Genomic DNA, 12,858 nt, shown 5'->3' with positions numbered 1-12,858 from the left:
CCTTCCCTTTAACGTAGCGCTCCATCCGGATCAACGAAACCTGCAAAAGACCACGTTTTGCCTTGATCCTTTGAGGTAAACTTTGCCAATACTTTTCCGCCCAAATAGTCTCCCATAGGACCTTGATTCACAAATAAAGTTCCTTCAGTTCCATTAAAAGTAGGTATTTCTGCTATCGTGAAATAGCCCAAATATTCTTCTGGTATTGTAACCTCAACATGCTCCCAGTTAACCCCACCATCAACAGTTCGGTATAATCTTGGAATAGGAGGTTGTGATTCATATCGATATTCACCAAAGGAGATAAACCCTAATTGATCGTTAATAAATCCACCATCTGTAACCAAGGAATAGACATCGCCCACAGACCCTGCATTGTACCATGACTGTCCTCCATCATTAGTTTTAAATACAAAGTTAGCCTCACTATTCATCGTTTTATCACCTGTTACAATGAGATAACCATCTTCGTTAGAGGTAAACCCTAGTATCTTCATTCGTAATACTGGGACAGAATCTGAAACGAGTACTTCTTTCCAAGACTTTCCTTTATCCGTACTTATAAGAACGCTAAGCTTTGTATTATACGACATATTGACCATTGTATTATGCTCGAGTACAAAAGCAGTTGTCTTTGGTGTTATTACAAAGCTACCTTCAATTAACTTTTGTTGGGAACCGTTATATCCAATGCCAAAAATATCTGTAAGTGATGCTGGAATGGCAACCCAGTTTTCTCCGTCATCATATGTTACTCTTAGGGTTTCACCTTTAATCTCATACTTTATACCTTCGAATGACTTCTCTATTCCGACTGTATTTTGATACTCTTCTAACAATTCAACAGGTGGCAATCCGATTAGTGTATCTGTGGTACTTTCAATATTTGTAAGTGCATATGTTAAACTTTCAGCTTTGTTGATTGTGAGTTTCCAAACGATATTGGGAACGACTCTATCCTCCTGTACCTCTCCCCAACCATTATCTATTTTTGGTGTTCCTTCAGGTAGATGAACTTCAAAAACTACAGCAGCAACAAAAGAGTTTTCATCTCCTGACAATATTGTAAATCTTTCAAATCTAGCATCTTCAATCAAACCATCACTTTCTAATGTACCCATAAAATCTAGCCAGAGTCGATAAGCAATTGTTTCAAGTTTCAATCCAGATTCCTCTAATCGATGTGTGTAGGGGAGTTTACTGTCTATATCGATTTTTTTTACTACCTCAATTTGATTAGTAATTGGTTTTTCCCTCTCCTGACTAGCTAGTTGAGCCATAACAATTAAAACAATTCCTAAAAAAATAAATATCGTCAATCCAGCGTTTACTTTTTTCATGTGAATAACCCTTTTCTATTATTAGTTACCTCCTCAAGAGGTTATGCTTACTATTAATATTGTAATTTCTACAATTGCTTAATGTTTCACTTTATTCAACTAACTGGCCTTTAGAACTCCTGTGAGCCTGAAAGTTGTATACCCAACATTAGATTGATTTGAATTATTTCTCCTCTATATTTCACCTCAACATTCGTAAATAATATACTTCGTTTATCAAATCTCACTAAAAATTTTAACATAAATACCCATAATTCCCTTACGGAGTGTTATTCAATGTAGTGTTGTGCTTTTATTTAAAATCTTATAATTAAACATTAAGAAAAATCCCTGCTTTCAATTTTAAAATAGGGATTTTTGCGTTTTAATAGACTTAGGGATTGATTAAAATAACGGACCTTATTAAGGAAAAGCGCACGATTGTTGAAGATCGTTTTTTCAATTAAATATACAGGTTTTTATTCAGATCTCACTATTTGCATAAAAATCTGTATAGACAATATCCAAAGTAAAATCCAAGAAATGCTGGTTTAACAGCATTTCTTGAATTTCTGTTCCTTTCCAAACTTTTATTTGGGAACGTTATTTGTATATTGGATTGATAAAGTATTCAGAAGTGTAAAATCAACTTCATCAACAGATTCAATTTTTTCTTTTAAATCCCATAAACATATTTTGGAGGTTTCAGGATTACTTAAAAATGGCTGTAATGTATTTATAAATCCCAAATAAATAGGATTATATTTTACTTTACCAGTCGAAATATTTCGTGTCTTTACTAAACCTTTAAAATCAATATCTTTTACGATTTGTCCTGTTTCTTCATAGAGCTCCCTTAAGGCACATTCTTTTGGAGTTTCATTTATTTCCCTCTGACCAGCAGGTACTTCCCATTGTTCTCGCAAAGTGTTGTAACACATAAGATATTTTCCTGAAGACTTTAATACTGCAAAAGAACCCCCAAGAGGTTGATACAAAGTAATATCTTCTTCTTTTGTTTCAATAAATTCGATAAATTTATAACCGTTATTTTTAAGTACCTGCAAATGAAATCACCACGCCTTTTAATTTAAAGAAATAATATAAGTCATATTCAACATAACACATCTAAACCATTTAAGAACCTTCCCAAAGCGTCCTTTGGTAACATTCATTGAGATTCTATTTATATTTTACCTTCATTCAGATAGAGTGAATTGAGCAGCCCTCTTTAAAATGATATCTCGCAGCGTCTCAGAGCGTTATTTTCTATTAAAAACAGCGACAAACACTGATTTAACAGTACTTGTCGCTGTTTGGAATGTTATCAAGCTTTCATTTGGGAACGTTTTTTGAATAATGGGTGTATTCTATAGAAACGCTTGAATAGTTGTCAGTAAAGTTAATTTGAATAGGTTTCTCCTTTATCCAAATCTAAAGTGTGATTGTTAATTTTTATAGTATGATTATTTAACCACTCCACATCAACCTCGTGCATTGAATCTTCGTAATAAATCCTTTTTTTAAACCAAAGAGGTCCATTTACAATTCCTTCTACACTAATCGAGGTAGCTGCTCCACCATTCAATGTGTAAAAGTCTATAGTTATTCTATTATCAGGGGATTGAGTTGTTTCAATATGCTCTCTCGCAACTGTATTTACTGCCACTCCTAATAAAAAAGCTATCGACAGGGGAACTATAATCAATAAGGTTAACCAGCTTCTCCACCTTGCTCGCTTACTACTTTTATCTTTAAAGCCCATAATACCTATAATAAAAACAATAACAGAAAGTAACCAAAGTGTTAGAGCATCTGGTGCCAATTGCCAAGTTCGGTAATAGGACGCATAAAGTGCTTGAAATGAAAGCCCTAATAATATTAAACATACAATGAATGACCATAAATTATATTTTCTATCCAATTCGAATTGCCTCCCTTTTTCAAGTTAGACATAAATTGTAATTAAATGGTTTCAAAAGTTTCATTTGGGAACGTTATTTAGGCTTATATTGCATAATGTATAAATTTCCATTAACTATAAATGAAAATTAAAAGAGAAATAAAAATTATCGGAAAGACGATAATAGTGATTAAAGCTTTCTTTTTTGTATTACTAATTGCACTTTCAGATACTTCAGGTTCTTCTTTGTATATTCCTCTTCGCCCCCATAGTAAGCTCTCTTTGGGTTTGAAATAAGTCCAAATTACCAATCCATACATGAAAACCCATAGCAATATAATAAATACCATACTCAATCACCATCCTAAAATTTCGATAACTAATATACGATTGAATTTTTTATTTGTTTCAAAATTTATCCAATACCTACTAATCTGCTCCGTTAGTTGCAGTATAACCTTCCCAAAGCGTCCTTTGGCGACATTTCATTGAGATTGTATTTATATGTTACCTCCATTCAGAACAAGTGAATTGAACAGTCCTCTTTAAAATGATTTCTCGCAGCGTCTCAGATCGTTATTTCTAATAAAAACAGCGACAAACACTGTTAAATCAGTGTTTGTCGCTGTTTGAAATGTTACCAAGCTTTCGTTTGGTAACATTTCATTGAGAGCCTATTTATATGTTTCAGCCATTCAGAACAAGTGGATCAAACAGTCTTCTTTAAAATTATTTTTCGCAGCGTCTCAGAACGTTATTTTCTAATAAAAACAGCGACAAATACTGACTTAACAGTGCTTATCGCTGTTTGAAAAATTACCAAGCATTTAGGAACGTTATTATGTATAGGGATGTATGAAAAGGTCTATTTAATTACTTTTAGGGATATCAAGAGGCTCTGCATCAGGTAGAATTTGATATTGCCAAACTTTATTATCTTCCCCTAAGTAAAAATAAGTGTACATGGAAGCTTTCTCATCAGTGAAGGTAATATAAAGTTGTGCGTCAACATCTCCAGATTTAAATTCGTCAAATACTACTTCTCCAAAAGTCTTTTCATAGTCAAAATCTTCTTTCGATGTATCATTATATAACCATGTTTCAGTGTTACCCACTACTTCTGAAAGTTCTTCTTCGCCAAAGCGTTCACGAACATCATCATATGATAAGCCAATTTCTGCATATTCTTCTACAAATGATTTTGTTAATCCTTCGTTATCCTTTGCAGAATTACTTTCGTCTGAACAACCTACTAAAGCAGTTATTGTTAGTAGTAACCCTAAGATTTTTTTCATAGCATTCACCTCAAAAAGAATTTCAATAACGACATTTACAGTTATTGTTAATTTTTAGTATAACGTATTGTTCTAGCAGTGAATTTTTAAATTTAAAAGGCTCCCAAAGCGTCGTTTAGTCATATTTCTTAAATTAGCGTTGTTAATCCCCATAATTTTGAGGATACTCCTTGTTGCACTAAATCTGCTGTTTTAGCTTAATTACATTATTTCACAAACCTATACCGACATCAGCATAAAATCCCATTTAATTCAGAAGTGTTATTCAATAAAATCTTTCCTTATTTCGGAAAAGCGCCCATTTGTTGAAGAACAATTGTATAAAAGGTGATATAGATATTAAGAACTCAGTTGTCTTACATAGAACCTTTTAGTTCACCGGATGACTTAAATTTACCCTCAATAAACTTTAACGTTATATCGGCATCTGAAGTTGGGTTTTTATAGCTGTAAATTTCTAAAACCTCTGATTCAGCAATAAGTGCTCCTTTTCCACCAAAAATCTCGAATACCCTTACTTTTGACATACCTTTTTCAAGCTTATTTAATTGTTCTAGGTTAATTTCAATTTCAGTTGTTTCTAATCCGACTTGTGCTTTATAGCTTAGTTTATCACCTTCAAATGTCATTTCAGCGCCCTGCGAGTCTCCATCTATTTCAAATTTATATATAGCGATATTATGCGGATCACCATCCGTGCCACTTTTAGAAACCACCGTTCCCTTTGACCCGATAATAGTAAATACTTCTTCTGGAGTCATGCCAAATTTAATTTGTTTATACTCTTCTTCAGTTACTTTACCATCTTCATTAACACCTAATGATAATGTTACTTTGTTTGATGCATCCTCTATTGGTATTTCAGCAATTGGTTTTTCATCTTTTTGTACTTCTTCATTGGTAGTTTTTCCACTACATCCTACTAATCCAAGACTTAATACCAAAGCTGTGCTAAATACTAATTTTTTCGTCACAACTCAACCCCCTTATATTTCCATTTTAAGTGATTGAGAATTAAATGTATATCATTCCTCCCCAAACTGACTATTTATACGTCCTTTGGCTTTATTCAATGTAGTGTAGTGCTTTTACTTAAAATCTTATAATTAAACATAAAGAAAAATCCCTGCTTTCAATCTTAAAATAGAGATTTTTGGCGTTTTAATAGACTTAGGGATTGATTAAAATAGCGGACCTTATTAAAGAAAAGCGCCAGATTGTGGAATAAGGTCGGTTCTAATTAAAGGTGAATAAAGCGTTTTTTTTGAATAGTATAATAGATTACAGGAAATATAAGGTGAGAGAATTATGAAAATTTTTCCGGAAAAATGCCAAAAAACTATATAGAGACTGTACTACTAAAATTAATAATATAAAAGAGGGGGGATATAATTGCGTTCTATTAAAATAATGTTATTAGGTATTGCATTGATGCTTATAGCAATATACATACCGCACGAAGCCGCTTTTAGAACACGTGGTTATGAGATTTACCTTTTAGGTTCAGGATTTATTCTTGTAATAATCGGACTTTTTGTAAAAGATAAGAGTTAAATTTCATAGTAATAAAAGCGAGTAAATAATGCTCGCTTTTATTTTTTGTATAATTAACAACAATAAAGTTAAACAGAGCCATCTTTATAAATCTGCATCTTTTCTAACACTCTCCAGAAAAATATGTTACTTCGCAATATGGCCCTTTAACTGAAAAGGGCCCTTCCTTATTATAGTGATAGGTAAGCCTTTGAAGTTATCTCCAGCTTTTCCCCCACTTCACACCGTACGTGCGAGTTTCCCAGCATACGGCGTTCCAATTAATTCAATTCATTCGATTTTTATGTAAGGACAAGATGTAATGTAGAATTAGATAGCGTCGTTTAGACATTGCCCACGCAATTCATTTACTTTCATTAGTTGCTTTTTATCTAGTTGAAGTACTTTCATAAGTACTTGAATTTTCTCGAGGTCTTTAAGGTGGATTAGTCTATGAACTGATTTATGTACAATAATTAAGTTACTGTAAGAATCATCTTGCGATAAATAATATGGGGTTTTGTGATGACAGTGCCAATCATTAAAGCTAAGTTCAACCCCAGTTACAGCACATTTACCATATTGCGCAATAAATCGACTTATTCGATTATCGTTATACTCAATGGAGCGTTGAGGAATAAACTGTTGCATCACTGCAGTAAGAATGCTTTTATCAATAGCTCTTAAATCATGATGAATCTTATTTCTACCTTCGGTAGTATAATTACAGATACTTTGTGAGAAGTTTATATTGATTTGGCAACGTTGAGCATGAATAGGAACGAGTACCATCTCTTTAATTTTATAAAGGTTACACTCGTATCCTTTATACCTTTTCTGTAAAGATTTCGTGAGGTCTTGAAACTTAGCTTCTTTTCTAATGCCTTTTAAACGATTGTGTAGCGTTCTATGAATACGGTAGTTCAGCTCATTTAAATCATCTGTTATGTGTGACGCTGCAGCGTAATAATTTTGAATACCCATGACGACCGTATTAAATCGCCAAGCATTTTCAACACACTGATGTTTTTGTATTGTCTTTACGGCTTTTTTCAATTTTAATTGTGCATTGTTTAGAGCCTTTTTGGTCATATGGGAATGTGCAACATACAAGGTACGCTTAGTTGTTTTCTTAGGGTGAGCTTTTATACGAAAGCCAAGAAATTCGGAAGAATTTTTCTTCAGATTCACAACTTTCGATTTCTCCTCGCTAATTTCTAGTTTCAAACGTGTAGAGAGAAAATCTTTGACCGCATAAAACATTCGTATTGCTTGTGAACGTGTGCGACAGATGATTTTAAAGTCATCAGCATACCTCACAATATAACAATGTTTTAAGTTTGATTTCTTTAATGCCTGATTCATATTCACTTTGTTTTTATAAGCATTCTTGGTTTCAAAGTTTTCCCACTGATTACTAACCCACCAATCAAGCTCATTTAATACAATGTTCGAAAGAAGTGGTGAAAGGATTCCCCCTTGAGGGGTTCCTTTTGTCGGAAAACCTTCGCCCATGATTTCTGCTTTTAAGAGACGTGATATTATAGAAAGAACTGCTTTATCACGAATACCGATTGTCCACATTTGTTTTAACAATTTCGCATGATGAACATTATCGAAAAATCCTTTTATATCAACATCTACACAATGATATAAACACGCTCGATTGATCAATGTTTCAAAGCGTGCCTTTGCGTGATGCGTGCTACGATTTGGTCTGAAACCATAGCTATGTTTATAGAATCTTGCTTCACAGATGGGTTCTAAGACTTGTAAAATACACTGTTGAAATAACCTATCCCAAATTGTTGGAATACCTAACGGTCTTGTTTTCCCATTTGCCTTTGGAATAAAAACACGCCTTACTGGTTGTGGGCGATAATGTGCAAACATATTTTGTATCGTTGATACAACTGTAGATATCTTGAGTTGCTTAATATCTTCAATAGTTTGACCATCATATCCAGCTGTTTTACTACCTGTATTTTTCTTGATATTACGATACGCTAATTGAATGTTTTCACGCGATTGCATTATATCTAATAAATCATAAAAATTTTGACCATCAACACTGCGAGCATATAACATATCAAATTGTTTTTGCATATCATAGTACTCGTTATGTCTCAGTTTCTTTCGTTTTAACAAGTCGGTGGCTCCTTTTGGAGCTGAACCTCTATTAGTCTCACAAGAACCTTATTAATCGTTGAAGAACTGCCTTGCATGGTGAATAAATCTTGTATTAATCTAGTGGCTATCCCTCCACGTTCATTACACGCTTCATAGGTACTGTGCCACCACTTTCACTGATATAAAGAAAAGTTATATACTCGCTAATCTCACGATTATTTTCCTTTCCAACGCTTCATCAAGAGTAAGCTCTCCACGTTATCAGCTTACCACGTTGAATATTATCTATTATAGAACAAACTTAGGTGCCCCCTATAAGCCTGTTAGCATTGCATGTGCCTATAACACAAGATGGATTTTTATATCCTTGATTCTTACTCATCCACAGCTAACCCTACATATATAGTAGTAGATACATTTCTATATCTCGCGCTTCTAGACCTGTACATTCAGAAGTTTGTCAGCAATATAGTTTATTATCTATTTAGTTGCATTCTCACCATATTTGTTCAACCCAAGCACCATGATTTACACCACCCCATCGGGTAGGATTTCGTCAGCCGAACTGTTACGGTAAATTCTCGCGCCTATTAGCCGAGCTTATAACACACTTTTCCTTACTGAGTAGCGTGCTATTCGACGCAGGGAGAGCCTTTCAGAGCGTTACCTCATCATTCGACTCTTCGTTAATATTCTTCAATTTAAATCATAAATCTCCTAACCTTTACCGAGTTTATGTATGCCACAACTCATTTGAGTTAGGAACGTGTCGCACAAAGGAAAGCCCCCGTTAATTGAATATGATTATTGAAAAAAGCCGAAAACCCAAACTATAAGATACATTGGAACTGCAACAATTATCATTCCCGCAAGTAAATAGCTAATCGCCCAAATAATAAATTTAAAAATATCATATATAGCTCCTGCTAAGTCATCAATAAATCTCAACACTAGAAGCCCCTCCCAGAATATATACTTAATAAACTTAATTTATCAAAATTTACCACTAGTAAACAGGAAATATATAGTCCCATTAACGAAGTTCTTCTTAAACAAGTGCAAGAGTTAAAGTATTACAGAAACAATCTGGACCTTATATCTGTTAATTTTTGAGCACATTCCTAAAAAAAATAATAAACCCTTGAAGTTAAAAGACAAGTTTTAACTTCAAGGGTTAAATAACAGTACATATTAATAAAATTACTATTTTTTTATTATACTTTACAAAAGGTATAATTAACCGTATAAAAAATGTTTACCCTTATGCTTTTATTCACAAATTAATACTTGGCGTTCAAATTTACCCTTTTTTAATACGGCTTGGTCTTTAATTGATAGTTGAGCGTTGGCAATTTTATCGTCCATCGATTCAATCGTTACGATAACGACGCGCTTTGCGATGCGTCGTGCATGCGTAATGATACTTTGTTGCAAGTCATCGGTCGTATGGGTAAACAAGTTATAAGGCATATCAATAATTGCTACATCATAGCCTTCCTTCGCTTCTTCAATCGGACCAATTTCTACATTTGGTTCATAGCCGAAGTGGCTTAAATTGATACGTGAACCCCACACAACGCGTTTATTGAGATCTCGTCCTTCAATAGAAATACCCATACTCATTGCTTCGACAAGCACAGTGCCAATCCCACAGCATGGATCAATAATACGTAAGCCTTGCGGATAAGGCACCGCAATATTCACGATGGCTCGGGCATCTCGTGTGCTTAAGGCGGTCGAGTACATTTCAGGCTTTTGCATGTGCTTTAGCCACACTGATTCTCCTTCATGAAGCTGACCAAAATAAAAGCAATTGTCTACGAATACAAGGCCTAGTACGATGTCAGGTCTGTCTAACTCAGGCTCTCCGTTTATGGATAACGCGATTTGTCGCATATAATCATTGCGCAGTGAGCGTGTTAATTTTGGCTCAATCGCGTCCTGACTATTATTTAAGCAATGTATTTTAAAGGTTTTCCCATGTAAGTCAACGTGCTGCACCGCTGCAACAAGCAATTCAATCGTTTCTGCCTCATGCCAAATGTCTAAACGCAGTCGCATGTATGGACTACGACTTGGGGCTATTTTTTGCTCGCTTATTAAAACATTTCCTTCCACATGAAAGTTAAAAAATGTGCGCATTTCCATGCGTGAAAGTTCGTATTCACCACGTTGCCAAGCAAAACTATATAAGTATTTCATCATTATACTTCAACAATTTGTAATAATTGCGCAACAAATTGTGAAAGAAGTTCATACACTTCCTGAATCGTTAACTCTTCTGAAAAGCCGTCAATACAATCCACCGCAATATTTAATTCCCAAAGTCCTTCTTGACCAGAAAAGGATGCACTACTGCTTCCTAATGCAGATTTAACATTTGCTTTTAAATATTGGCGAATCGTTTCTCCGTGTTTTTTTTGTAGCTTTAGACCAAATAATGCCGTATAAAAATTAAAAGCATCATCAAATTCTAAAGCAACTGCGTCCACACGAATTTCTTGAAATTGTGTGCTTTCCGCATAGATAAACTCACCTTGATTTTCTTTTAAATAGCTAATTTTTGTTTGTGCGAACGCTTGGTTCTCTGCTTGTATTGTATCTTCTGTTTCTTTACTGCAACGTTCTAATACTTCCAAATGAATGTTTGTCATGATTTTTCCTTCCTTTACTCGCTCTAAAAAATTACCTTGTATAGTATACCCTACAAAACATAAACACGCATTAGTTAATCAATTTGTTCGTTGTGCAAAAATAAAAATTTGATTTTTTTACAAATATTCCAAACTTTATTACACTGTAAATCGTTTTATAAGTAAGGAAAGGAGTTGTATCTTTGGTAACTATTCACGACTTAAAAGAAATAATGAATGACTATACAGAACCATTAATACGTTTAGCTTATTACTATGTAAAAGATCCGCAAGCAGCTGAAGATATTGTGCAAGAAGTATTCATTAAATTGTATCATGCTCAAAATACCTATGTTGAATGTGGCGAATTAAAAGCTTTTTTATATAAAATGACAGCGAATAAGTGTAAAGACTATTTGAAAAGTTGGAGTTATAGAAAAGTACAACTACAAAATAATATTTTTCCTTCGAACAGTAAATTAGACGTTGATGAACTAATTAGAAAAGACGAACAAACGATTATAGGAGAAGCAATTCTTAAATTGCCATTAAAGCATCGGGAAGCACTCATCTATTATTATTTTAATGACATGACAATTCGTGATATCGCCAGTCTTCTGTCTACACCGGAAAGCACAATAAAAACGAGATTACGAAGAGGAAAAGAACTATTGAAAAGCAAACTAAAAAATATAGAGTGGGAGGTGCTTTTAAATGGATAACTATACACCGAAAGAACTAAATGACATAACAGATATGAAACAGCGTGTAATGCAAAATGTAGTCCAAGAAATAGAAATCAATAAGCAAACACGGAAAACTAGATGGGGTATTATCATGCTCACTACTGTTTTAACAGTAAGTGCTATGTTCTTTTTATTCAACCAATTATTCATTTCTGAACAGCATTCTGCAACGAACGGTACCAATGATTTTACTCAGCCTCTATTTGAAGACAAACAAGGTAGATTTTATCTCCACGGCATCACTTTAGGTGTTACTAAATCAACAGTAGTAGAGCGATTGGGTGAAAAGTATACAACAGATTATGAAGAAGATGGCAGTGGCGCTGACTATGCTTTAGATTATAATGGCGATGCAAGATTTTATTTTTATGAAGATAGATTAATTAGAATTTTATTTCTGAACACATATGAAGATGCGTTTGAAAAAACTTATAAAGATTACAATGGAATGAAATTTACTGCTTATGGACAGCGTTACCTCTATTCAAACGAAACATCTCATATAATCAAAGCAGAGCTTACTCCAATGGAAACTTTACATGTATCATTATCATTTGCGAATCCAGTGCAACTTCTAGAAAATGAAGGCTATTTAAAGCTTATAGAGGATGATACCGATTAGCCTGAAATTACATCTTTTAATGTTTAAAATACCTTCTACCATACAAAAAATAAGCGTAATCGATTTTAAGTCGAATACGCTTATAAAACGATAATAAATATTAAATATAACGTGTTAAATCTTTTATACTGTCCAACTCATATATATTTGCTTCCTTGTAATTAGAACCGACTCTAATTCCAAAACCTTTAATTCCTATATTTAATGCTAATTCTACATCGACTGCTGAATCACCAATAATAAAGGACTCTTCCAAATTAATTTCAGGATACTTAAGAATAGCCTCCTTTATCATCCCAATATTTGGTTTTATACAAGTACAGCCCTCACCTTTTCCATGCGGACAATAAAATACATCAAGCAATTCAACACCTTGGTGAGTTAACTCTCTTTCCATTTGATTATTTAAATCATTGTATTGGTCCATCGTAATATATCCTTCATTAATAATGTATTGGTTGGTAACAATTATAATTTTATAACCTTTCTTTATGACTTCTTTTAATGTATTAATTGATCCATCTATAAATACTGGATGCTTTATACTAGTCCAACTATTGTCAGGATAATCTTCAATTATTGTGCCATCTCTATCAAAGAATGCAACTTTCAATTTATACACTCCTTACCAATTAAGCTTCCATTTACTTCAATAAAAAGCGATTACTACAATGTGA

13 protein-coding genes are annotated in these 12,858 nt (G+C 33.7%); 3 read left to right on the top strand and 10 right to left on the bottom strand.

Translation table 11 applies throughout. The annotated features are described in order from the left end of the window. Positions 1-8: 8 nt before the first annotated feature. The 5 genes from MKZ17_RS09630 to MKZ17_RS09610 all read right to left on the bottom strand — a co-directional run bounded on the left by MKZ17_RS09630 (position 9) and on the right by MKZ17_RS09610 (position 5,491). Positions 9-1,340, bottom strand: coding sequence for a hypothetical protein (locus MKZ17_RS09630; protein WP_340723521.1), 1,332 nt, complete (start codon positions 1,338-1,340; stop codon positions 9-11). Between the two features lie 569 nt (positions 1,341-1,909). Next, a complete protein-coding gene (locus MKZ17_RS09625) occupies positions 1,910-2,386 on the bottom strand; it encodes an NUDIX hydrolase (RefSeq protein WP_340723520.1) in 477 nt (158 codons plus the stop codon). A 335-nt stretch (positions 2,387-2,721) separates the two neighbouring features. Beyond that, positions 2,722-3,243: a DUF5412 family protein gene (locus tag MKZ17_RS09620; RefSeq protein WP_340723519.1), complete on the bottom strand. Its 522-nt coding sequence runs from the start codon at positions 3,241-3,243 to the stop codon at positions 2,722-2,724. A gap of 848 nt (positions 3,244-4,091) precedes the next feature. After that, on the bottom strand, positions 4,092-4,517 hold the full coding sequence (locus MKZ17_RS09615; RefSeq protein WP_340723518.1) for a PhoU family transcriptional regulator: 426 nt from the start codon (positions 4,515-4,517) through the stop codon (positions 4,092-4,094). 356 nt (positions 4,518-4,873) lie between these two features. After that, complete coding sequence (locus MKZ17_RS09610; protein WP_340723517.1) at positions 4,874-5,491, bottom strand: hypothetical protein; 618 nt, start codon at positions 5,489-5,491, stop codon at positions 4,874-4,876. A 418-nt stretch (positions 5,492-5,909) separates the two neighbouring features. Here MKZ17_RS09610 and MKZ17_RS09605 point away from each other — a divergent pair, with 418 nt between their 5' ends. Continuing rightward, positions 5,910-6,071 (top strand): hypothetical protein, encoded by a 162-nt coding sequence (locus MKZ17_RS09605; RefSeq protein ID WP_340723516.1) that lies wholly within the window; start codon positions 5,910-5,912, stop codon positions 6,069-6,071. Between the two features lie 309 nt (positions 6,072-6,380). Here the strand turns inward: MKZ17_RS09605 and ltrA are convergent, their stop codons facing one another. The 4 genes from ltrA to MKZ17_RS09585 all read right to left on the bottom strand — a co-directional run bounded on the left by ltrA (position 6,381) and on the right by MKZ17_RS09585 (position 10,834). Continuing rightward, positions 6,381-8,156, bottom strand: a complete 1,776-nt coding sequence (gene ltrA, locus MKZ17_RS09600; protein WP_340725532.1) for a group II intron reverse transcriptase/maturase — start codon at positions 8,154-8,156, stop codon at positions 6,381-6,383. A gap of 828 nt (positions 8,157-8,984) precedes the next feature. Then, entirely contained in the window at positions 8,985-9,131 is a 147-nt protein-coding gene (locus MKZ17_RS09595) for a hypothetical protein (protein ID WP_340723515.1), read from the bottom strand. Positions 9,132-9,449: 318 nt separating this feature from the next. Next, positions 9,450-10,382 (bottom strand): TRM11 family SAM-dependent methyltransferase, encoded by a 933-nt coding sequence (locus tag MKZ17_RS09590; RefSeq protein WP_340723514.1) that lies wholly within the window; start codon positions 10,380-10,382, stop codon positions 9,450-9,452. Positions 10,383-10,384: 2 nt separating this feature from the next. Next, positions 10,385-10,834: a protoporphyrinogen oxidase gene (locus tag MKZ17_RS09585; RefSeq protein ID WP_340723513.1), complete on the bottom strand. Its 450-nt coding sequence runs from the start codon at positions 10,832-10,834 to the stop codon at positions 10,385-10,387. Between the two features lie 182 nt (positions 10,835-11,016). Between MKZ17_RS09585 and MKZ17_RS09580 the strand changes: the two genes are divergently transcribed. Together MKZ17_RS09580 and MKZ17_RS09575 are read left to right on the top strand one after the other, a co-directional pair. After that, positions 11,017-11,535, top strand: a complete 519-nt coding sequence (locus MKZ17_RS09580; RefSeq protein WP_340723512.1) for a sigma-70 family RNA polymerase sigma factor — start codon at positions 11,017-11,019, stop codon at positions 11,533-11,535. After that, positions 11,528-12,181 (top strand): hypothetical protein, encoded by a 654-nt coding sequence (locus MKZ17_RS09575; RefSeq protein ID WP_340723511.1) that lies wholly within the window; start codon positions 11,528-11,530, stop codon positions 12,179-12,181. The genes MKZ17_RS09580 and MKZ17_RS09575 overlap by 8 nt, the downstream gene beginning before the upstream one ends. 100 nt (positions 12,182-12,281) lie before the next feature. Here the strand turns inward: MKZ17_RS09575 and MKZ17_RS09570 are convergent, their stop codons facing one another. Beyond that, positions 12,282-12,803: a D-glycero-alpha-D-manno-heptose-1,7-bisphosphate 7-phosphatase gene (locus MKZ17_RS09570; RefSeq protein WP_340723510.1), complete on the bottom strand. Its 522-nt coding sequence runs from the start codon at positions 12,801-12,803 to the stop codon at positions 12,282-12,284. Positions 12,804-12,858 lie beyond the last annotated feature (55 nt).

The sequence above is a fragment of the Solibacillus sp. FSL R7-0682 genome, assembly GCF_038005985.1.
In the GTDB taxonomy this organism is placed as follows: domain Bacteria; phylum Bacillota; class Bacilli; order Bacillales_A; family Planococcaceae; genus Solibacillus.
This window is presented reverse-complemented; position numbering and strand designations above follow the sequence as displayed.

Bases quoted from the DNA above. Each gene is read 5' to 3' on its own strand.
- MKZ17_RS09630 (WP_340723521.1), bottom strand. From the start codon at position 1,340: ATGAAAAAAGTAAACGCTGGATTGACGATATTTATTTTTTTAGGAATT.
- ltrA (WP_340725532.1), bottom strand. From the start codon at position 8,156: ATGCAAAAACAATTTGATATGTTATATGCTCGCAGTGTTGATGGTCAA.
- MKZ17_RS09575 (WP_340723511.1), top strand. From the start codon at position 11,528: ATGGATAACTATACACCGAAAGAACTAAATGACATAACAGATATGAAA.
- MKZ17_RS09585 (WP_340723513.1), bottom strand. From the start codon at position 10,834: ATGACAAACATTCATTTGGAAGTATTAGAACGTTGCAGTAAAGAAACA.
- MKZ17_RS09615 (WP_340723518.1), bottom strand. From the start codon at position 4,517: ATGAAAAAAATCTTAGGGTTACTACTAACAATAACTGCTTTAGTAGGT.
- MKZ17_RS09590 (WP_340723514.1), bottom strand. From the start codon at position 10,382: ATGAAATACTTATATAGTTTTGCTTGGCAACGTGGTGAATACGAACTT.